This is a genomic window from Salinihabitans flavidus (assembly GCF_900110425.1).
Lineage (GTDB): Bacteria > Pseudomonadota > Alphaproteobacteria > Rhodobacterales > Rhodobacteraceae > Salinihabitans > Salinihabitans flavidus.
In genome coordinates, this window is sequence record NZ_FODS01000016.1 from 78,002 (window position 1) to 98,699 (window position 20,698).

Here is a 20,698-nt window from a genome sequence, read left to right on the forward strand (position 1 = left end):
GTCAGGCGGCGGGCCGGGTGCTGAGTTCGACCTTGTCGCGGCCATGCGCCTTGGCGGTGTAGAGTGCGCGGTCGGCCTGTTCCAGAAGTCTGGCCGCCTCATCGCGGCAGCTTGCAAGTGCGCCGCCCATGACAACGCCGATGCTGATGGTGACGGGCACCTGCCTTCCGGAGCCGGGAAGGGTGACAGGGGTGTCGCGAATTGTGCGGCACAATCTGTCGGCGGTGTGGGTGGCGGCGGCCTTGCCGGTGTCGGGCATGGCAATGAGAAATTCCTCTCCGCCGATCCGGGAGAGAAGGTCCACCGCGCGCAGATTGTCCCGCATGCGCCGCGCCACTTCGCGCAGGACGGCATCGCCCGCCGCGTGGCCGTGGCGGTCGTTGATCTGCTTGAAATAGTCGAGATCGGCCACCATGACCGCGAAATCCCGCCGCGAGGTCTGCGCGTTCCGGGCCATCCGGTCCAGATGCGGCAGCGCGTAGCGTCGATTGTAGAGCCCGGTCAGCGGGTCGGTCACAGCGGCGCGCAGCCCGTCGCGCAGATCGGCGCGCAGCCGGTCGGCAAGGCGCTTGCGCTGCACCTGTGTGGACAGGCGCAGGGCAAGCTCCTCGGCGTCGAACCCTTCGGCAAGAACATCGCTGGCGCCAAGATCGAGCGCATCGATCAGAGTGTCGCGGTGACGACCGGAGAGCACCACCATGATACCGCAGTGCCGCGTGGCGGACCGGGCGCGAATTTCGGCCAGCAGGCGCAGGGCCTCTTGCGGGCGGTCATCATCCACAGCGATCACGAAGATGTCGGGCGCTGCCGTTCGGGACAGGGCGCGCAGTGTGTCCGGGGCTATCTCGGTCCGGATTTCATACGGGGTGAGCGGCGCCATCAGGTTCCGCCAGTGCAGGCTTGTCGCCGCGTCGGGGGTGATCAGCATGGCGCAGGCCCGCGATTCGAACGCCGCGGCGGGCTCGGCAAATCCAAGCGCACGTTCCGTTCCCTCGCGCAGGCGCAGTTCCTCCGCTGTATCGCGGGCGCGTTGCAGGCTGCGCAGCCGTGCCAGAAGAACATGATCGTCCACCGGGCGATACATCACCTCATCCATCCCGGCGCGCAGGGCGCGGATGCGGTTGTTCCGTTCCATCGGGGCCGAGAGCAGCACGACGGGAATGGCGGCGGTCGCGCCGTCGGATTTGAGAGACTGGCAAAGAGCGAACTCCGCCTTGCCCGGAAAACCGCTACTGATCAGGACGATGTCGGGCAAGGTCCGGCGCGCAAGCGATAACGCCTCTTGCGGGTTTATGGCCTGTTCGACCTCGTAGTAGGCGCTTGCCAGTTTAACCTTGAGGACAATGCGGTTTGTCGCCACGCTGTCGACGATCAGTATCTTGCCGGGCATGGTCGAAATCCTGGAAATTGGGCCTGAGTTCCATGAAGTTTGGCTTTACAATGGTTAACAAACCCTTTCGAAAGGCCTGAAATGTCAATGAATCGTGAATCTGCGGAAACGCTCGCTCTGCGCGCTCTGGGCTGGCTGGCGGCGCAGGAGGATCTGATCGGGGTCTTTATGGGCGCAAGCGGGGCTTCGGCCGAAGATCTGCGGGTGCAGGCGCGTGATCCGGAGTTTCTCGGTGCCGTTCTCGACTTCATCACGATGGACGACAACTGGGTCGTGGCATTTTGTGAGGCCGAGGGGCTTGACTATACCGCGCCCATGGCCGCGCGGCAGATGCTTCCGGGCGGGGCGCAGGTGCATTGGACCTGAAGCGTCATGCCCCCGTCACATGCTTGTGCTTGTGGCAGAGGGCGGGCTAGTCTGGCCCGAACCGAGGCGGGAGTGACAATCATGCGCGCAGATGCAATCCTGTTTGACAAGGACGGCACGCTTTTCGATTTCGCCGGAACCTGGAACGGTTGGGCCGGCGGGGTGATAGAATCCTTTGCCGAGGGCGACGAGGTGTTGGCCGCGCGCATTGCGGCGGCACTCGACTACGATCTCGGGGCGCGGTCCTTTCTACCGGAAAGTGCGGTGATCGCGGGCACCAACCGCGAGGCCGCCGAGGCGGTGGCGGCGGTGCTGCCGGGCCGCGATGTGGAATGGATCGAGGATTTCATGATGCGTCAGGCGGCGGAGGCGTCGCCCGCGCCGGCCACCGATCTTGTGCCGCTTCTCACCGGGCTGGCGGGCGGCGGTCTTCGGCTTGGCGTGATGACCAACGATACCGAATACGCGGCGCGCGCGCATCTGGTCGCCGCCGGTATCGAGGGGCATTTCGATTTCATCGCCGGATTTGACAGCGGTCATGGCGCCAAACCCGATGCCGCGCCTCTTCTGGCCTTCGCGGCGGCGATGGGCCTTGCGCCGGGACGGGTGGTCATGGTGGGCGACAGCCTGCATGATCTGGTCGCGGGGCGTGCCGCAGGGATGCAGACGGTTGCGGTGCTTACCGGCATGGCGCCTGCCTCAGAGCTGTCGCCGATGGCGGATGTCGTGCTGCCGCATATCGGCCATATCCCCGGCTGGCTGCGCGAGAGCGTGGTGCCCGCCTGAGCGGGTTGAGCCCGCGCCTCAGCGCAGGTGCGTTTCAAAGAAAGCCAGAGTGCGCTGCCAGGCGAGGGTGGCGGCATCTTCGTCGTAGCGCGGGGTGGTGTCGTTGTGAAAGCCATGGTTCACCTCGGGGTAGAAATGCACGCTGAAGGCCTTTTGATGCTCGCGCAGGGCTTGTGAATACGCCTCCCACCCGGAGTTGATCCGCCCATCGAGCCCGGCATAGTGAATCAGCAGCGGCGCCTCGATCGCGGGCACGTCCTCGGCCGCGGGCTGACGCCCGTAGAAGGGGACCGAGGCGGCGAGATCGGGGTAGGCCACGGCAAGCGCGTTGCATATTCCGCCGCCATAGCAGAAGCCCACGCAGCCGACCTTTCCCGTGCTGTCCGGATGATCGCGCAGATATTCGAAGGCGGCGAAGAAATCTTCCATCAGGCGGGCGCCGTCAAGTTGCCGTTGCAGGGTGCGGCCGTCGTCGTCATTGCCCGGATACCCCCCCAGAGGCGTCAGCCCGTCCGGACCGAGCGCAAGATACCCGGCCTTGGCCACGCGCCGCACGACATCCTCCACATAGGGGTTGAGCCCGCGGTTTTCGTGCACCACCAAAACCGCGGGCAGCGATCCCGATGCACCGGCCGGCCGCGCCATCAACCCGTCGATCGGGCCATGCCCGTCGGGGCTGTTGTAGGTCACGATTTCGGTGGTGATGGCCGGATCGTCGGGCGAAACCTGCCGGGCCAGTGCATAATTGGGTTTTAGCTGCTCAAGAACCATCGCGCCCGTGACGCCGGCGGCGGTGTATTTGCCCGCCATCTCGATAAAGGCGCGTTTGGTGATCCGGCCATGAACGTAGCCGTCGAAGATTTCGAGCAGTTCCGGAGCGAAATCGCGGGCATTTCGGCGGCGCATGACCTGTCCTTTCATCAATGGGTTTCAGACACATTAGCACGATCATAGGCGGCGTGAAATTTCCCAGTGCCGTATCGGGATGTCAGAAAGCGACCGAATGTGTCGCAAACGCACAACCGTGCGTTCTGGTCGGGGTGTTTGCTATGGCTGACAGGGCAGAGGGAGACATGCCATGGCCGAGACGTCAGCACGGAAACGGCGCGGCGGCGGGCGCGCGGGCAATGCGGCGCGGCGTGTCAGGCTCGGCGTGATCGACCAGATGCCCTGGCGACTTCCGGTCAACGTCGACAGGCCGACAGAGCCGCTCACCGAAGAGGGAGTCGAGGCGATCCACGAGGGGGCGATGCGCATCCTCGAAGAGATCGGGATCGAGTTCTACAACGCCGAGGCGCGCGGCATCCTCAAGCAGGCCGGCTGCATCGTGCAGGGCGACACTATCCGGTTTGATCGCGCGTTCATCATGGAGATGATCGGTAAGGCGCCCGCAAGCTGGACCATGACCCCGCGCAACCCGGCGCGGCAGATCGTGATGGGGGAGGGGCATATCCTCTTCGGCAATGTCAGCTCCCCGCCCAACTACTGGGACATGGAGATCGGCCGCAAGGTGCCGGGCACCCGTGAGATGTGCCGAAATCTTCTGAAATTGTCGAGCTATTTCAACTGTATCCACTTTGTCGGCGGCTACCCTGTGGAGCCGCAGGACATCCACGCCGGCATTCGTCATCTCGATGTTCTGCACGACAAGCTGATCTATACCGACAAGGTGGTGCATACCTATTCGCTCGGACGGGAGCGGGTCGAGGATGCGATGGAAATGGTACGCATCGCGGGGGGCCTCAGCCACGATGAATTCGACGCCGAGCCGCGCATGTATACCAACATCAACTCGACCTCTCCGCTCAAGCATGACGAGCCGATGATCGATGGCTGGCTGCGCATGGCGCGGCGCAATCAGGGGCTTGTGGTCACGCCGTTCACACTGGCCGGGGCGATGGCGCCGGTGACGATGGCGGGGGCGGTGGCGCAGTCTCTGGCGGAGGCGCTGTGCGCCATCGCGCTGGCGCAATATGTGCGGCCCGGGGTGGCCTGCGGGATCGGCACCTTCACCTCCAACGTGGACATGAAATCGGGCGCGCCGGCCTTTGGCACGCCGGAATACATGCGCGCCACGCAGATGACCGGGCAGATGGCGCGGTTCTACGGGCTGCCCTTGCGGTCGTCCGGCGTTTGCGCGGCGAATGTGCCGGACGGGCAGGCGATGTGGGAGACGTCCAACAGCCTCTGGGCGGCGGTGCAATCGGGCTCCAACATGGTCTATCACGCCGCCGGATGGCTGGAGGGCGGGCTGATCGCCAGTCCCGAGAAATTCGTGATGGATTGCGAAATCATCCAGATGATTCAACGGTATATGGAGCCGGAAATCTGGGCGACGGGCCCTGAGGACATTGCCTTCGATGCCATCAGAGACGTGGGCACGGCGGGCCATTTCTTCGGGATCCAGCACACGCAGGACCGCTATACCACCGCCTTCCATCAGCCCTTCGTATCGGACTGGCGCAACTACGAGGCATGGGAGTCCGCCGGCAGTGTCTGGACGCCGGAGCGGGCGCATCACCTTTACAAGGCGATCATCGACAATTTCGAGGCCCCGCCGATGGAGGCGTCGATCCGCGAGGAGCTTGACGCGTTCGTGGCCCGCCGCAAGGCCGAAGGCGGCGCGCCGACGGATTTCTGAGGCCGGGCGGGGCGAATCGCCTCAAGTCATTGTTAACGCTCAAAAACCCGTGTCGGTAAAACGTCGGTATTTCGTCGGTATCGCGTCGGTGGCGATGTCGGGATCTGGCCCGGTTAACGGTGCGTTCGGTGCAAAGGCGTGAAGATCGGGTAAAGGCGTGGGGGAGCGGGGGCCGGGTGGGTTTCACCTGCCCGGCGCAGCATCGGGCCGCAGCCCCGAGGCGCTGCCCCGGACCCCGGAGTATTTTTCGCAAAGATGAAGGGACTGTGGGCGACGCCCTAGCGGGGGCAGCCTGCTCTTGCCGGCCGAGACCGGAGAGAGCAGGTGCCGCGCGCGATGCCGGTTACGCCGACTGTTCGGGATCGTCCGTCTTGCCGGTCTCCGCGACGGTTGCGGGTTGGGCCGCGGCTTTCGCGGCCGGACGGGGATAGCTTTGCTTTCCCCGGCGTCTTGCACCGACGGGAGCGGGCACGGCGAGAAATTCGGCAAGGTCGAACTGTGGCTTCATGGAAAACATGGTCATCGGGAAATGCCTTTCTTTGGCGCAGGATGTTGCACCACTTTTTCCTATATGGGGGCGCCGACCGGATTTTGTAAGGCGTGGTGAGGCAGGCGCGGCCTTTTCGGCCCCGGCAACCGCCGACTTCGGCCCTCCCGCCGCCGGACCGTTCCGGGCTGTTCGGCGGCGGTTTTCTTGGATAGGTTTCGCGGCAGGACGGATCGGGGAAAGGGCCGAAGCATGGAGTATGCGCAGTTGCGGGGCACACTGGCCGCGATCGGAGCCGCGGCGGGGCTGGCGATGTGGGGGCTGGTCGATTTTCTGCCCGAGAGGATCAGTGATCAGCGCCTTCTGCTGCTGCTGGCGAGTTTCGCCTTCGGGTTCTTTGCCATTCTTCTGGTGCTGGCCGGCCCGGCGCGGCCCATGCGGGCGGCCGGGGCGGCGGCGGTGCTGTCGGCCCCGGCGGCGCTTCTGCTGTTCTGGGCCTCGCTGCGCTATGACACGGTGGAGCCGTTTCTTGAGCGGGGGCTGGTGCTTGCGGCGTGGGGGGTAATGCTTTTCGTGGCCACGCCTTTTGCCGCCACATGGCTGGAGAGGCGCGCGCGCTGGCGCGACTATGCGCGGCTGTTCGACAACGCCTGGAGCATCGTGGTGTGCTATGCGGCGGCGTGGATTTTCACGGCCATCGTCTGGGGCGTGCTGTTTCTGTCGGACGCGCTTCTGGGGATGGTCGGGATCACGGTGATCGGGGATCTGATCGACCTCGATCCGGTGCCCTATCTGCTCACCGGGCTGACGTTGGGGTTGGCGCTTGCGGTGGTGCATGAGTTGCGCGACTTCCTCTCACCCTATCTGGTGCTGCGCCTGTTGCGGTTGCTGCTTCCGGTGGTGGTTGTGGTGGTGGCGATCTTCATTCTGGCGCTGCCGCTGCGCGGTCTGTCGGGCCTGTTCGGCGATGTTTCGGTGGCGGCGACGCTGATGGCGGTGGCGATCGCGGCGATCACGCTTCTGACGACCGCGCTCGATACCGACGACGCGCAGGCGGTGCGGGCGCCGGTGATGCGGCTGGCGGCGCAGGGGTTGGCGCTGTTGCTGCCGGTGCTGGGGGGGCTGGCGCTCTGGGCGGTGTGGGTCCGGGTGGCGCAATACGGCCTTACGCCGGACCGGATCGCGGCGGTGGTCCTCGCCGGGTTCATCCTGAGCTATGCGCTGCTTTATGCCGGGGCGGTGGTGCTGCGGCGTGGCTGGATGGCGCGGATCAGGGCGGTGAATGTGGGCATGGCGCTGGCGCTGATCGCGGTGGCGGCGCTATGGCTGACCCCGCTGCTCAATGCGCCGCGGATCGCCACATGGTCGCAGGTCGCGCGCTACGAGGCGGGGCGGATGAGCGCCGATGAGATCGGTCTGCGCGAGATGGCGCGGGCGTGGGGCCGGGCGGGGCAGGACGGGCTGGACTATCTCCGCACGCTTGACGGTTCGGATCATGCCGCCCTCCAGGCGCAGTTGGCGGAAATCGAAAGTGGCCGCGATGCGGCCGAACGACCGCCCCTGCCGGACAGCGAGGAGAGGAGGCGGCAGCGCGCCGAGCTTCGCGCCGCGCTCGTCCTGCGGCCCGAGGGGGCGGTGCTTCCCGAAGGGGCCTTCGCGGAGGTGCCCGACTACAGGCTTCACATGTGGTGGCAGACGTGCCGGGGCGCCGAGCTCGCCTGTGTCATGGTGCTGGAGGAGTTCGATCCCGCGCGCGCCGGGCTGGAGGGCTTCCTGTTCCGGCCACTGCGCGGGCAGAGCGCCGGGGTCGAGAGCCTTGCGCTGGTGGCGGGGCGACTCCGGCCGGGGCGGCAGGTCGATGTGACGCTCGATCATGCCGATCTGGAAGCGCTGATCGCCGGGGAGTTCCGGATTGCGCCGTCCACGCACCGCTCTCTCTGGCTCGGGGCGCGGGAGCTGTTTCCCGAGAATTGATTCTGTTGGGGTTTTCTTAAGGCTGCGCGCGCATACTCCGCCCCACACGAGTGAGACGGGATGGATGCACGGTCTGATCAACAGGGCGATTCAGTGTTTTGTGCGCGACAGCTATGGCCGTCCGCGCTGGATCGAGATCACGCATCTGGCCGGGGTCGATGTCACCGATTTCGAGGCGATGCTGCATTACGACGACCGGATCACCCTTGACCTTCTGGAGGCGGTGGCGCGGGTGCAGGGGGTGCCGCGCGAGACCGTGCTGGAGGATATCGGCACCTATCTTGTATCGCATCCGAACGTGGAGGCGCTGCGCCGGCTGCTGCGCTTCGGCGGGGAGAGTTTCGTGGAGTTTCTGCATTCGCTGGACGATCTGCCGGATCGGGCGCGGCTGGCGGTGGAGGATCTGGACCTGCCCGACATGGAACTGCGCGCCTTTGCCGGCCACCGCTTCAGCCTGACCTGCACCCATCCGCAACCGGGGTTCGGTTACGTGATGATGGGGGTTCTGCGGGTCATGGCGGATGACTATGGCGCGCTGGTGTTTCTGGAACACGTGGAGGGGGCAGGTCGGGCCGAGGTGATCGAGATCACCCTGATCGAGACGGCCTTTGCCGCCGGGCGGCAGTTCGAGCTTGGCGCGCGGGCGGGGTGAGGCGATGACCGACGCGCAGGCGCTTTGCGGGATGCTGGATGCGCTGTGTCCGATGCATGTGGTGCTGTCGCCGACGGGGCATGTGCGCCATGCCGGGCCCACATTGCAGAAGCTGCGCCCCGACGGCCCGATGGAGGGGCGACGGTTCCTTGAGGTGGTCGAGTTCACCCGCCCGCGTCAGGTGCGGGGAATGGACGATCTGATGGCGGCGGCGGGTATCCGGCTGCATCTTCGCCTGCGCGATGCGCCGCCGACGGCGCTCAAGGGTGTTCTGGTGCCGGTGCCGGGCGGCGAGGGGGCGATTATGAACCTGTCCTTCGGGATCTCGATTCTGGAGGGGGTGCGCGACTATGCGCTGAGCAGCGCGGATTTCGCGGCCACCGATCTGGCGGTCGAGATGCTGTATCTGGTGGAGGCGAAGTCGGCGGCGATGGAGGCGTCGCGCAAGCTCAACCTGCGGCTGCGCGGCGCGATGATCGCGGCGGAGGAGCAGGCGTTCACCGATACGCTCACCGGGCTGAAGAACCGCCGCGCGGTGGAGCATATCCTGCCCCGGCTGATCGAGGGGGGCGGCCCCTTTGCCGTGCTTCAGGCGGATCTGGATTTCTTCAAGCAGGTCAATGACGAGAGGGGCCATGCCGCCGGCGATGCGGTTCTGCAACGGGTGGCGGGCATCCTCGTGGAAGAGACCCGCGGCAGCGATTGCGTGGCGCGGATCGGTGGCGATGAATTCGTGGTGATCTTCGGCGAGGTGGACGCGCGCGCGCGTCTGGCGCGGATCGCGGAGCGGATTATCGCGCGGATCGAGACGCCGATACCCTTTGACGGGCAGGTGTGCCGGATTTCGATCTCCATCGGAATTGCCCTGTCGGAGGAGACGCGCCCGCTTTGCATGGCGGAAATCCTCGCGGATGCCGATGCCGCGCTTTACGCCTGCAAGCGCCGGGGGCGGGCGTGTTTCGCGTTCTTCGAGCCGGAGATGCGCCCGGATGGCATGTAGGGCGGATCAGAGCACCGATTCGATGCGCGCCACGTCCTGCGGGTTGTTGAGTTCCCAGAACACCCGCCCGCGCCCCTCGACGATGACGCAGCGCACCGGAACGCCGTTTTCGAGAAAGCGAAGCTGTTCCAGCCCCTCGCGCGCCTCCAGCACCCCTTCGGGCCATTCCGTATAGGCGGCCAGCGCCGCGGGACGGTAGGCATAGACGCCGACATGGTGATAGACGGGAATGTCGCGCTCTGGCCGTTTGGCGGGGTCGATGTAAGGCAGCACCTCCTTGGAGAAATACATCGCGTGCTGCCTGCGGTCGAAGACGGCGGTGGTGCCGCCGACGCGTCCGGCGTGGCGGTCCTCGATGAAATGGCTGTAGGTGCGCGCATCGCATTGCAGCACCGGGGTGGCGACCTGCGCGTCGGGGTCGTCGCGCATGGCGGCGATCAGATCCTCGACGAACCACGCGGGCGTGAGCGGCGCGTCGCCCTGAAGGTTGACCACGAGATCCGCCTTTATCCCGGCGCGCGACAAGGCGTCGGCGCAGCGCGCGGTGCCGTTCTCGCAGCTCTCGGAGGTCATGATCACCTGCGCGCCGAAGGCTTGCGCGGCGGCGCGGATGCGGTCGTCATCGGTGGCGATATGCACCTCGGCCACCCCGCGCACGGCGCGGGCGGCCTCCCAGCTCATGCGGATGAGGGATTTGCGGCTGCCGTCGGGTTGCGTCAGCTCGACCAAGGGCTTGCCCGGATAGCGGGTAGAGGCGTAGCGGGCGGGAATGACGATCACGGTTTTCATGCGACACCCGCGCGCAGGCAGTCGTGGATGTGCAGAATGCCCAGCGGGCGGTCATCGTCATCAACCACGAAAAGCGCGCCGATCTTGCGCTCGTTCATCAGCGCGAGCGCCTGCGCGGCGAGCAGATCGGGCGACACGGTGACGGGATTGACGGAGGCGACCTCGCCCGCGGTGTGCGACATCAGGTGGTCCATCTTGCGCCGCAGGTCGCCGTCAGAAATCACCCCGGTGAGCCGCCCACCCGTCAGCACCCCGGCAATGCCGAAGCCCTTGGAGGTCATCACCAGAAGCGTCTCGCTCATGGAGGTGTCGGCCGCGACGACGGGCACCTCTTGGGCGCCGTGCATGAGCTGCGCGACGGTGGACATCTGCGCGCCAAGCTTGCCGCCGGGATGGAAGATGTGGAAATCCTCGACCAGAAAGTTGCGCGCCTCCATCAGCGCCACGGCCAGCGCGTCGCCAAGAGCCAAGGTGAGCGTGGTCGATGTCGTGGGCGCCATGCCCACGGTGCAGGCCTCCGGCGCCTCGGGCAGGGCGAGCCGGTAGTCGGCGGCCTGCATCAGCGTGCTGTCGGGGCGCGAGGAGATCGCCACCATCGGGATGGAGAAGCGCCGCGTGTGCAGCGTGATGTCGCGCAGTTCGGGCGTCTCGCCGGAGTTGGAGATCAACAGGCACACATCCTCGCGCGTGATCATGCCGAGATCGCCGTGGCTGGCCTCCGCGGCATGGACGAAAGAGGAGGGGGTGCCGGTGCTGGCCAGCGTGGAGGAGATCTTGCGCCCGATATGGCCGGATTTGCCGATGCCCGAGACGATCACGCGCCCCTTCACGCCGAGCATGAGCGTCACCACCGCCTCGAAATCGGCGGGCATGGTATCGGCCATGAGCGTCAGCGCCCGCGCCTCGGTACGCAGGACGCCTTGTCCCGTTTGCAGGACAGAGCCGGTTTTCGCCATTGCGGGCCTCTTGCAGTTGCTGCGCGACTTATAGGCGGATGGGGGGCGGGGTGAAATAGTCGAATTGGCGCGTGCCGGTCAGGTGCCGGGCCGCTCCTGAAGCCGGCGTTCCTCATCCCCGCTGACAGGATCGCTGGCACGCAGGGCGCGCGCGCGCCGCCTGAGTCCATCCGCACGGGCCGTCAGAGCGGCCTCGCTGCCCTCGTCCAGGCGGGCCGGGCTGTCTGCGGTCAGCAGGGGCCCGAGCGGCACAAGCGCCGGATAGGGGGCCTTGGCGACCTCGTCTCCGATCGCCGCGTCCACGTCGGGAAACTGGGTGCAACCCGCGATCAGCAGCACGGGGATCAACAGCAGGGACAGGCGCATGGCGGCTCCGCGGGGTTGGGTGGCTCCCGTGATGCCCCAACGGCCCGGCCTGCGCAAGCGGGGGCTTTCAACTGAACATCTGTTCAGTTAATGTCGGGGCATGGCGAGAACCGCAGGATCCCATTCCGACATCACCGGCCCGCGTGTGCGCGCGGCGGCGCTGCGGCTTTTCGCGCGGCACGGGTTTGCCGCCGTGTCGATGCGCCGGATCGCCGGGGAGGTCGGCGTGCAGGCCGGGGCGCTCTACAACTATACGCCGGACAAGCAGACGCTGCTGTTCGAGTTGATGCAGACGCATATGGAGGATCTGCTCGCCGATTTCGCCCGGCTGGAGAGTGGCGCGGACGCGCTGGCGCGGCTGGAGGCGTTCACGCGCTTTCACATTGATTTTCATTCGAGCCGGCCCGACGAGGTGTTCATCGCTTATATGGAGCTGCGCAACCTCACGCCGGAAAATTTCGCCGTGATCGAATCGTTGCGCGGCGCCTACGAGGACGGGGTGACGGCGATCCTGCGTCAGGGGCAGGCCGAGGGGACCTTTGCCCTGCCCGACGCGCGTATCGCCACCCGGGCGGTGATCGCCATGCTCAACGGGGTGAACACATGGTTCCGCGCGGGCGGGCCGCTCACGCTTGGGCAGGTCGGGGACATCTACTGGGACATGGTGCGCAAGGCGGTCTCCGCCTGAGCGTGGCGCGTTGGATCGGGGGCGCCCCGATCCACCGGGGTCTCAATGCGCGGGCCGGATGAAGGTGCCGTTGCGCAATTCGGCAAGCGCCGTCATCAGTTCGTCGCGGGTGTTCATGACGATCGGGCCGTGCCAGGCCACAGGCTCCTGTATCGGGGCGCCGGAGATGAGCAGGAAGCGAATCCCCTCTTCGCCGGCCTGCACCGTGACCTCGTCGCCGGTGCCGAACCGGATGAGCGTGCGGTTGCCGGACATGTCGCGGATGTTGACCTCCTGTCCCGCGACCTCCTTTTCCAGAAGCACGCCGCCGGGCTGGCTTGCATCGGCGAACACGCCGGCGCCGTCGAAGACATAGGCGAAGGCGCGGCGGTAGGTGTCCACGGGGAAGGTCTTTTTCACCCCCGGCGGCACGTAGATGTCAAGGTATTGCGGGTCCGCCGCGATGCCGTCCACCGGGCCGGTCTGGCCCCAGAAGTGGCCGACGACCACCTTCACGCGGGTGCCGTCATCCTCGAGGATCTCGGGGATCTCCTTGCCCTGCACATCCTGATAGCGCGGTCCGGTCATCTTAAGCGACGAGGGCAGGTTCGCCCAGAGCTGAAAGCCGTGCATCTGGCCGGTGTCGTTCCCCTTGGGCATTTCCTGATGCAGGATGCCCGATCCGGCGGTCATCCACTGCACGTCGCCGGCGGCCAGCGTGCCGGTGTTGCCCAGCGAATCGCCATGCTCCACCGTGCCGGACAACACATAGGTGATGGTTTCGATGCCGCGGTGCGGGTGCCAGGGAAAGCCCTTGAGGAAATCCTCGGGGCGTTCGTTGCGAAAATCGTCGAACAGCAGGAAGGGATCAAGCTCGGACGGATCCTGAAAGCCGAAGGCGCGGTGCAGATGCACGCCGGCCCCTTCCATCGTGGGTTGGGCGCGGCGGGTTTCGAGCGTGGGTCTGAGAGACATGAGCGTTTCTCCTTTCCCGCTCAAGATAGGCAGGCGCCGAGCCATCGCCAAGCGTGCGGGGTGTGAATGGGCGAACGGACCCTGTGCCCCAGCGCAGATGTGCCGCTGCGGCAAAGGGCGCAATTTCCCTTTGGCGCGCGGCGGGCTCTCTCGCATAGTGGGCGCGAGGAGACACACAGGAAGGGGAGGTGCCTTGATGCAGGGCCAGATGATGCATGTGCCGCTTAAGATCGCGGACATCCTGACATATGCGGCGGAGGTGCATCCGCAGGGCGAGATCGTGTCGGTGCGTACGGAGGGCGACATCCATCGCACCACCTACGCCGCCACGGCCCGCCGCGTGGCCCAGCTTGCGCATGGGCTGGCGGAAATGGGCGTGGTGCCTGGCGACCGGGTGGCGACGCTGGCGTGGAACGGCTACCGGCACTTTGAGCTTTACTACGCGGTGTCGGGGATGGGGGCGGTCTGCCACACGATCAACCCGCGTCTGAGTGCCGAGCAGATGAGCTATATCGTCAACCACGCCGAGGATACGGTGCTGTTCGTTGACACCACGTTCCTGCCCATCGTCGAGGGGCTGCGCGGGCAATGGCCGCGCGATCTGCGGATCGTGGTGATGACCGACCGCGCGCATATGCCCGAGGGGGGCGATCTGCTCTGCTATGAGGATCTGCTGGAGGGGCAGGAGGATCGGATCGACTGGCCCGACCTGCCCGAGGACAGCGCGGCGGGGCTTTGCTATACGTCGGGGACCACGGGCAACCCCAAGGGCACGCTCTATTCCCACCGCTCGACGGTGCTTCATGCGATGATGGTGGGGCTGTCGCTGCCGTCGGCGCTGCAACCGGGCCGGAAGATCCTGCCGGTTGTGCCGCTGTTTCACGTCAACGCGTGGGGCCTGCCCTATGCCGCGCCGCTGACGGGGGCGTCGCTGATCTTTCCGGGTGGGGCGCTGGACGGGGAAAGCCTGTTCCGGCTGATGGATGACGAAGAGGTGTTCTCCGCATGGGGCGTGCCGACCGTCTGGCTTGGCCTTCAGGGGGAGATCGCCAAGCAGGGGCGGCTGCCCAAAGGGTTCGGGGATGTGGTGATCGGCGGCTCCGCCGCGCCGGCGAGCATGATCCGCGGCTTCGAGGAGGCCGGGGTCAACGTCTGCCACGCGTGGGGCATGACGGAGATGAGCCCGGTGGGCACGCAGGGCACGCTGCCGCCCCATATGGAGGACGCGCCATTCGACGAAAGGCTCGCCGTCAAGGCCAAGCAGGGCCGACGCCTGTTCGGGGTGGAGTTGAAGATCGTGGCAGAGGACGGCACCCGCCTGCCGCATGACGGCAAGGCCATCGGGGAGCTTTACGTGCGCGGCAATACCGTCACCTCGGGCTATTTCCGCAACGACGAGGCGAACGCGCGCGTGTTCGATGGCGAGGGCTGGTTCGGCACCGGCGATGTGGCGACGATCGACGCCAACGGGTTTCTGACGATCACCGACCGGGCCAAGGATCTGATCAAGTCGGGCGGGGAATGGATCAGTTCGCTGGATCTGGAAAACGTGGTCATGTCGCACCCGCGGGTGGCCAATTGCGCGGTGATCGCGGTGCCGCATCCGAAATGGGACGAGCGCCCGCTTCTGATCGTGGTGCCGCAGGGCGAGGCGCCGGACAGGCAGGCGCTTCTCGATCTGCTGTCGGAGCATTTTGCCAAATGGCAGTTGCCCGACGACATCGTGTTCGTGGAGGATCTGCCGCTTACGGCGACAGGCAAGGTGTCCAAGCTGACCCTGCGCGAGCGGTTCGCGGATCACAGCCTGCCCGAAAGCTAGGCCGCGGTCCGGCCAGTGGCCGGGCCGGATGACGCAGTGTTCCCGCGCGCCGCGCTTGCCTGTGGCGCGGCATGGCTTAGGCTGTGCACAACGCGGACAAACCGGAGATCCTCATGCCCGACGACAGCCATCTGCCCCACGCCCTGCGCGGCCTTCGCATTCCCGCCGTCGCCTCGCCGATGTTCATCGTCTCGAACCCCGAACTGGTGATCGCGCAATGCAAGGCGGGGATCGTCGGCAGCTTTCCCGCGCTCAACGCGCGCGAGGCCGAGGGCGAGCCGCCGATGCTGGAGGTCTGGCTCAAGCAGATCACCGAGGCGCTCGACCGGCACAATCAGGACAATCCCGACCGGCCCGCCGCGCCCTATGCGGTCAACCAGATCGTGCATCGGTCCAACGCACGGCTGGAGCGGGATATCGAGATTTGCCACCGCTGGAAGGTGCCGATCTGGATCACATCGCTTGGCGCGCGGGTGGAGGTGAACCAGGCCGCGCATGATAGCGGCGGGATCGCGCTGCATGACGTGATCAACGACAGATTCGCCCGCAAGGCCATCGAGAAGGGGGCCGACGGGCTGATTGCCGTGGCGGCCGGGGCGGGGGGACATGCCGGGCCGCAGTCGCCCTTTGCTCTGATCCGCGAGATCCGGGCGTGGTTCGACGGCCCGCTTCTGCTGTCCGGGGCGATCGCGACGGGCGATGCGCTTCTGGCCGCGTTGGCGGTGGGGGCCGACCTCGGCTATATCGGCTCGCCCTTCATCGCCACGACAGAGGCCAACGCGGTCGAGGATTACAAGGCGATGATCGTCGCATCGGGGGCCGAGGATATTGTCACGTCCTCGCTGTTCACGGGGGTGTCGGGAAATTATCTGCGCCCGTCCATCACCCGCGCGGGGCTTGATCCCGAGGCCCTGCCGGAGGGGGATGTCTCCACGATGAACTTCAAGGATCAGGGCAGCAAACCGAAGGCGTGGAAAGAGATATGGGGCGCGGGACAGGGGATCGGCGCGGTGCGCGAGGTCACCGGGGCCGCCGATCTGATCGCCCGGATCGAGGGTGAATATCACGCCGCCTATGCCCGGCTCCGGGCGCGGGTGGAGTGACCACAGGCCGGCGAGGGCGAAACGGGAGATAGGAAATGAGCACCGATCAACTTGACGTGGAGGCCGTGAGCGGCTGGCTGCGCGCCCATCTGCCGGGGTTCGAAGGACCGCTTGAAGCGGAGAAATTCGCTGGCGGGCAGTCCAACCCTACGTTCCTTCTGCGAACGCCGGCGCGCAACTACGTGCTGCGGCGCAAACCGCCTGGCGTGTTGCTGAAGTCGGCGCATGCGGTGGACCGGGAGTTCCGCGTGCAAAAGGCGCTTGCCGACACGGATGTGCCGGTCGCGGAGATGCTGGTGCTGTGCGAGGATGACAGCGTGATCGGCTCTGCCTTCTACGTGATGGCGCATGTCGAGGGGCGCAATTTCGAAGATCCGCGCTTGCCCGATCTGACCTCCGAGACGCGCGGGCGGATCGTGGAGGAGATGAGCCGCGTTCTGGCGGCGATCCACGCGGTCGATCTCAGCACCGTGGGACTGGACGATTACGGGCCGGCGGGCAACTATTTCGAGCGTCAGATCGGCCGCTGGACCAAGCAGTATCGCGCATCGGAGACAGAGGCCGTGGCGGATATGGACGCGCTGATCGACTGGCTGGCGGCCAATACACCGCCCGACGACGGACGCAGGACGCTGGTGCATGGCGATTTCCGGCTCGACAATCTTCTGTTTCATCCCGAAAGGCCCGAGTGTGTCGCCGTTCTCGACTGGGAGCTGTCCACGACGGGTCATCCGTTTGCCGATCTGGCGGGGGTAATCATGCAATGGCAGATGCCCCCCGGTGCGGAGGGGCGCGGGCTGGCGGGGGTGGATCGCGCGGCGCTTGGCCTGCCGTCCGATGACGCCTTCATCGAAAGCTATTGCCGCCGCGCGGGGATCGAGCGGATTCCGCCGTTCGGGTTCTACCTCGCCTTCAGCTTTTTCCGGATGGCGGCGATCCTTCAGGGCGTGAAGAAGCGCGCGCTCGACGGCAACGCGTCGGACCCGGAGAAGGGCGCGCGGATGGGCGCCTTTGTGCCTGCCTTCGCTGCGGCGGGGCTTGAGGCGGCGAAAGGGGAATAGGCGATGTTCGATGGGCAGACGGTTCTGATCACCGGCGCGGCCAGCGGGTTCGGCGCGCTGGCCGCGCGGCGGTTCGCGGAGCAGGGCGCGCGGCTGGCGCTGTCGGATATCGTGCTGGCGCCGCTGGAGGCGCTGGCGGAGGAATTGCGGGGGCAGGGGGCGGAGGTGCTGACGGATCGCCTCGACGTGACGCGGGAGGCCGATTGGGCCGCGCATGTGGCGCGGGTTGTCGAGACCTTCGGCACGCTTGACGTGGCAATCAACAACGCCGGGATGGGGCATGATCTGGCCCCGCTGCACACGATCAGCGTGGAGGCGTTCGACGCCTGCATGGCGGTCAATGCGCGCGGTGTGTTCCTTGGCATGAAACACCAGCTGCCGGTGATGCGGCAGGCGGGGCGGGGGGTGATCCTGAATGTGGCCTCCGCCGCCGGGCTGGTGGGGGCGGGGCAGCTTTCGGCCTATGCCGCGGCGAAGCACGCGGTGGTCGGGCTGACGCGGTCGGCGGCCGATGAGAACGCGAAAAAGGGGGTTCGGATCAACGCGCTCTGCCCGTCGTTCAGCGCCACGCCGCTGTTTGACGACATGGCCGATCAGGTGGGCGCCCGAACCGGGATCAGCCGCGAGGATGCCTATGAACGGATCGCCGCGCGCGTGCCGATGGGGCGCGTGTCGCAGCCCGAAGAGGTGGTGCCAGCGATGCTGTTTCTGTGCGCGCGCGAAAACAGCTTCATGACCGGGCAGGCGGTCGCGGTGGATGGCGGGCTCAGTGCGGTCTGACGGGGGGCGGCGCGGGCGGTGTCAGTCCCGGATCACGATGCTCAGGTTCTCGGGGCCGGCGGCGCGGGTCATCTCGAAGAGGATTTCGGCATGGGTTGGGTGCAGCCGCACACAGCCCGCCGAGGCCCGGCTTCCAAGCTTGTCGGTCTGATCGGTGCCGTGAATGGCGTAATTGCCGTGAAAGAAGATGGAAAAGGGCATCGGCGCGTTGTTGTAGAGGCTGGAGCGGTGAAAGCGTGACAGGGATTGCGCCCTATAGGTGCCTGTCGGCGTGCATTTTCCATCGCGCGCGGTGGAGACGGGCCAGATGTGGCGCAACTCGCCTTCCACGACAACCTGCATCCACTGACCCGACAGGTCGATCCGTGCCAGAATGCTCTCGGCCCGCGCAAGGGTGGGCAGGAGCAGCAATGCCGCCAGAAGCATCCCGCGCCACATGAGATCAGAGTGTCATGTGCCGTGCCCGCGCCCCGCGTTCGATCGCGGCGGCATGCAGCCGGTCCAGTTCCAACTCATAGCGCATCTCTTCCAGCAGGCGCAGTTCCGGCTCCAGTATCAGCCCGTCGGCGGCGGCCACATCGCAGGCCAGCGCATAGGCGGTTTCATAAAGACGCTGGGGCAGGTTGTCGAGGATCAGCCCGAACAACGCCGACAGCCCGTCCTCCTGTTCGAACAGGTCGAACACGGTGCGGCTTACGGTGGACATGCGGTCGATGTCGTAGTCGCTGAAAATCGGCAGGTTGTTCACCGCCGACTGGATCTTGATCAGCTCGGCGGTGCGGATGTTTTCGTCCGACGCCGATATGGCGATCATCATCGCCACGAGACAATCCTGCGGGGTCAGCGGATGAGGGGCTTCCTGGGTCATGCATTGCGCCTTTGCGAAATTCTGTTGCGGTGCAGCATATGGGCGGAGCCTGCGCGGAACAAGGGCGGCGGGCCGCCGGAGCGCCGTGCCGCCGTGCTTTCGCACGTTGGCCCCTTCTTCGTGCGGGGGCGGGTCATGGCCGCCAGCGCAGGAAATTTCCGATCATGCGCAGGCCGACGGTCTGGCTTTTCTCGGGGTGGAACTGCATTCCGACCATCGTGTCGCGGCCGATGATGGCGGTGATCTCTCCGCCATAGTCCACATGGGCGATGCGATCGGCCCGATTGTGCAACCGGACGTGATAGGAATGCACGAAATAGGCGTGATCGCCGGTGTCGATCCCGTCGAGCACGGGGTGGGGACGGTCGATCACCAGATCGTTCCAGCCCATGTGCGGCACCTTGAGCGTCCGGTCCTCCGGCTCGATCCTCACCACGTCGCCGCCGATCCAGCCAAGGCCTGGGACGGATTCGTACTCATGCCCCGTCGTCGCCATGAGCTGCATTCCCACGCAAATGCCGAGGAAGGGGCGGCCCTTGTCCTCCACCGCCTCGACCATCGCGTCATAGATGCCCTTCTGTCCGCGCAACTCCGCCGCGCAGGCCGGAAAGGCGCCGTCGCCGGGCAGAACGATCCTGTCGGCGCGCGCCACCACGTCGGCGTCGGAGGTGACGACAACATCGCCGGTGCCGGTTTCGCCGGCCATGCGCTGAAACGCCTTTTCGGCGGAATGCAGATTGCCGGATTCGTAGTCGATGATCGCGGTCAGCACGTCACAGCGCCCCCTTGGTCGATGGCACGGCATCCGATTTGCGCGGGTCGGTTTCCACCGCTTCGCGCAGGGCGCGGGCCACGGCCTTGAAGGCGGCCTCGGCGATATGGTGGCTGTTGAAGCCGTGTAGCCTGTCAACGTGCAGGGTGATCCCGCCATGCGTGGACAGCGCCTGAAAGAACTCGCGCACTAGCTCCGTGTCGAAGCTGCCGATCCGGTCCGTGGGCATATCGAGGTTCCACACCAGATAGGGGCGCCCGGACAGATCGAGCGCGGCGCGCACCTGTGCGTCGTCCATCGGCAGGTGGCAGGCGCCGTAGCGGCGGATGCCGCGTTTGTCGCCAAGGGCCTGCGCCAGCGCCTGACCGAGCGCGATTCCGGTATCCTCAACCGTGTGGTGATCGTCGATGTGGGTGTCGCCGCTGGCCCGGATCGTCATGTCGATGAGCGAATGCCGCGCAAGCTGATCGAGCATGTGATCGAAGAATCCCACCCCGGTGCGGTTGTCGTACTGCCCGGTCCCGTCAAGGTTTACGGTGACGGTGATGTCGGTCTCCGCGGTCTTGCGGCTGATCTCGGCGCTGCGCATGGGATGTCCCTTTTCCGGTCTGGCTCGACCGTCTTATAAGCGCGCGGGCCGGCCGGGGAAAGATGCCGTGAACAGGGGATAAAAACGACGAAGGGCCGCAAGAGCGGCCCTGTCGACATCCGCCGTGGCGGCGGCGGTGGTAAAATGGAGCGGGCGAAGAGATTCGAACTCTCGACCCTTACCTTGGCAAGGTAATGCTCTACCCCTGAGCTACGCCCGCGTCCTTGGGTGAGGCGTGAGATATAAAGACTCGCGTGGGGCTGCAAGTGGAAAATGCCGCTTTGCATGAAAAAAATCCCCGGCTTCAGGCGATCACTTCATGCGCTCGGGGCTAGGTGTTTGATCCCATGGTTTGATGGTGCGATCCTTTCTCGGGAATGGAAGGAAGCATTATGGGACAAGTTCGTCACGGGAGCGCCACGACCACGCACGCTGTCAGAGCTGCAATACAGCGATCGCAAGCTTCGCTCGCGCAGCTGAGCAAGGAGCTGGGCATCAACCCCAAGACCGTTGCGAAGTGGCGCAAGCGTGCGACGGTGGAGGATCAGAAGACCGGCCCGAGAGCCACGCGTTCAACCGTTCTCAGCGAGGAAGAGGAGGCAATGATCGTCGCGTTCCGGCGGCACACATTGCTGCCGCTGGACGACTGTCTTTACG

General features: G+C 66.0%; 22 protein-coding genes, 1 tRNA gene and 1 pseudogene. 12 read left to right on the forward strand and 12 right to left on the reverse strand.

What is annotated here, in order from left to right:
• Position 1: 1 nt before the first annotated feature.
• Complete coding sequence (locus BMW66_RS13280; protein WP_093119204.1) at positions 2-1,390, reverse strand: diguanylate cyclase; 1,389 nt, start codon at positions 1,388-1,390, stop codon at positions 2-4.
• An 87-nt stretch (positions 1,391-1,477) separates the two neighbouring features.
• On the opposite strand from BMW66_RS13280, the gene BMW66_RS13285 reads away from it, so the two are divergent.
• The gene (locus BMW66_RS13285) at positions 1,478-1,756 is read left to right on the forward strand and encodes a DUF3572 domain-containing protein (protein ID WP_425441328.1); all 279 of its coding nucleotides are present in this window, start codon (positions 1,478-1,480) and stop codon (positions 1,754-1,756) included.
• Positions 1,757-1,837: 81 nt separating this feature from the next.
• On the forward strand, positions 1,838-2,542 hold the full coding sequence (locus BMW66_RS13290; protein ID WP_175483248.1) for an HAD family hydrolase: 705 nt from the start codon (positions 1,838-1,840) through the stop codon (positions 2,540-2,542).
• An 18-nt stretch (positions 2,543-2,560) separates the two neighbouring features.
• On the opposite strand, the gene yghX is transcribed toward BMW66_RS13290, so the two are convergent.
• Complete coding sequence (yghX, locus tag BMW66_RS13295; RefSeq protein ID WP_093119207.1) at positions 2,561-3,448, reverse strand: YghX family hydrolase; 888 nt, start codon at positions 3,446-3,448, stop codon at positions 2,561-2,563.
• 172 nt (positions 3,449-3,620) lie between these two features.
• Between yghX and BMW66_RS13300 the strand changes: the two genes are divergently transcribed.
• Positions 3,621-5,183, forward strand: a complete 1,563-nt coding sequence (locus BMW66_RS13300; protein WP_093119209.1) for a trimethylamine methyltransferase family protein — start codon at positions 3,621-3,623, stop codon at positions 5,181-5,183.
• 343 nt (positions 5,184-5,526) lie between these two features.
• On the opposite strand, the gene BMW66_RS13305 is transcribed toward BMW66_RS13300, so the two are convergent.
• Complete coding sequence (locus BMW66_RS13305; protein WP_093119211.1) at positions 5,527-5,706, reverse strand: hypothetical protein; 180 nt, start codon at positions 5,704-5,706, stop codon at positions 5,527-5,529.
• A gap of 216 nt (positions 5,707-5,922) precedes the next feature.
• On the opposite strand from BMW66_RS13305, the gene BMW66_RS13310 reads away from it, so the two are divergent.
• From BMW66_RS13310 to BMW66_RS13320, 3 genes are all read left to right on the forward strand, one after another.
• Entirely contained in the window at positions 5,923-7,644 is a 1,722-nt protein-coding gene (locus tag BMW66_RS13310) for a DUF4153 domain-containing protein (RefSeq protein ID WP_093119213.1), read from the forward strand.
• Positions 7,645-7,708: 64 nt separating this feature from the next.
• A complete protein-coding gene (locus tag BMW66_RS13315; protein WP_093119215.1) occupies positions 7,709-8,296 on the forward strand; it encodes a heme NO-binding domain-containing protein in 588 nt (195 codons plus the stop codon).
• 4 nt (positions 8,297-8,300) lie between these two features.
• Positions 8,301-9,296 carry a GGDEF domain-containing protein gene (locus BMW66_RS13320; protein WP_093119246.1) on the forward strand — a complete coding sequence of 332 codons (996 nt, stop codon included), beginning with the start codon at positions 8,301-8,303 and terminating at the stop codon, positions 9,294-9,296.
• Positions 9,297-9,302: 6 nt separating this feature from the next.
• On the opposite strand, the gene BMW66_RS13325 is transcribed toward BMW66_RS13320, so the two are convergent.
• From BMW66_RS13325 to BMW66_RS13335, 3 genes are all read right to left on the reverse strand, one after another.
• Positions 9,303-10,085, reverse strand: coding sequence for a 3-deoxy-manno-octulosonate cytidylyltransferase (locus BMW66_RS13325; RefSeq protein WP_093119217.1), 783 nt, complete (start codon positions 10,083-10,085; stop codon positions 9,303-9,305).
• On the reverse strand, positions 10,082-11,041 hold the full coding sequence (locus tag BMW66_RS13330) for a KpsF/GutQ family sugar-phosphate isomerase (RefSeq protein ID WP_093119219.1): 960 nt from the start codon (positions 11,039-11,041) through the stop codon (positions 10,082-10,084). Before BMW66_RS13330 ends, BMW66_RS13325 begins: the two co-directional genes overlap by 4 nt.
• A 78-nt stretch (positions 11,042-11,119) precedes the next feature.
• On the reverse strand, positions 11,120-11,407 hold the full coding sequence (locus BMW66_RS13335) for a hypothetical protein (RefSeq protein WP_093119221.1): 288 nt from the start codon (positions 11,405-11,407) through the stop codon (positions 11,120-11,122).
• A gap of 100 nt (positions 11,408-11,507) precedes the next feature.
• On the opposite strand from BMW66_RS13335, the gene BMW66_RS13340 reads away from it, so the two are divergent.
• Entirely contained in the window at positions 11,508-12,095 is a 588-nt protein-coding gene (locus tag BMW66_RS13340; protein ID WP_093119223.1) for a TetR/AcrR family transcriptional regulator, read from the forward strand.
• A gap of 42 nt (positions 12,096-12,137) precedes the next feature.
• Here BMW66_RS13340 and BMW66_RS13345 read toward each other — a convergent pair whose 3' ends face one another.
• Positions 12,138-13,049 (reverse strand): pirin family protein, encoded by a 912-nt coding sequence (locus BMW66_RS13345; RefSeq protein ID WP_093119225.1) that lies wholly within the window; start codon positions 13,047-13,049, stop codon positions 12,138-12,140.
• Between the two features lie 196 nt (positions 13,050-13,245).
• Here BMW66_RS13345 and BMW66_RS13350 point away from each other — a divergent pair, with 196 nt between their 5' ends.
• From BMW66_RS13350 to BMW66_RS13365, 4 genes are all read left to right on the forward strand, one after another.
• Complete coding sequence (locus BMW66_RS13350) at positions 13,246-14,868, forward strand: long-chain fatty acid--CoA ligase (protein WP_093119226.1); 1,623 nt, start codon at positions 13,246-13,248, stop codon at positions 14,866-14,868.
• 113 nt (positions 14,869-14,981) lie between these two features.
• A complete protein-coding gene (locus BMW66_RS13355; protein ID WP_093119247.1) occupies positions 14,982-15,971 on the forward strand; it encodes an NAD(P)H-dependent flavin oxidoreductase in 990 nt (329 codons plus the stop codon).
• A 35-nt stretch (positions 15,972-16,006) separates the two neighbouring features.
• On the forward strand, positions 16,007-17,032 hold the full coding sequence (locus tag BMW66_RS13360; protein ID WP_093119227.1) for a phosphotransferase family protein: 1,026 nt from the start codon (positions 16,007-16,009) through the stop codon (positions 17,030-17,032).
• A gap of 3 nt (positions 17,033-17,035) precedes the next feature.
• Positions 17,036-17,812 carry an SDR family NAD(P)-dependent oxidoreductase gene (locus tag BMW66_RS13365; protein WP_093119228.1) on the forward strand — a complete coding sequence of 259 codons (777 nt, stop codon included), beginning with the start codon at positions 17,036-17,038 and terminating at the stop codon, positions 17,810-17,812.
• A 21-nt stretch (positions 17,813-17,833) separates the two neighbouring features.
• Here the strand turns inward: BMW66_RS13365 and BMW66_RS13370 are convergent, their stop codons facing one another.
• The 5 genes from BMW66_RS13370 to BMW66_RS13390 form a co-directional block, all read right to left on the reverse strand.
• The gene (locus BMW66_RS13370) at positions 17,834-18,250 is read right to left on the reverse strand and encodes a L,D-transpeptidase (RefSeq protein WP_093119229.1); all 417 of its coding nucleotides are present in this window, start codon (positions 18,248-18,250) and stop codon (positions 17,834-17,836) included.
• A gap of 4 nt (positions 18,251-18,254) precedes the next feature.
• Positions 18,255-18,680 (reverse strand): tellurite resistance TerB family protein, encoded by a 426-nt coding sequence (locus BMW66_RS13375; protein ID WP_093119230.1) that lies wholly within the window; start codon positions 18,678-18,680, stop codon positions 18,255-18,257.
• 133 nt (positions 18,681-18,813) lie between these two features.
• Entirely contained in the window at positions 18,814-19,452 is a 639-nt protein-coding gene (gene hisH, locus BMW66_RS13380; protein ID WP_093119231.1) for an imidazole glycerol phosphate synthase subunit HisH, read from the reverse strand.
• A 1-nt stretch (position 19,453) separates the two neighbouring features.
• The gene (hisB, locus tag BMW66_RS13385) at positions 19,454-20,041 is read right to left on the reverse strand and encodes an imidazoleglycerol-phosphate dehydratase HisB (RefSeq protein ID WP_093119232.1); all 588 of its coding nucleotides are present in this window, start codon (positions 20,039-20,041) and stop codon (positions 19,454-19,456) included.
• A 145-nt stretch (positions 20,042-20,186) separates the two neighbouring features.
• A tRNA-Gly gene (locus tag BMW66_RS13390) sits at positions 20,187-20,261 on the reverse strand.
• Between the two features lie 172 nt (positions 20,262-20,433).
• Here BMW66_RS13390 and BMW66_RS13395 point away from each other — a divergent pair.
• Positions 20,434-20,698 (forward strand): annotated as a pseudogene (locus BMW66_RS13395) (IS481 family transposase); the annotation flags it as partial.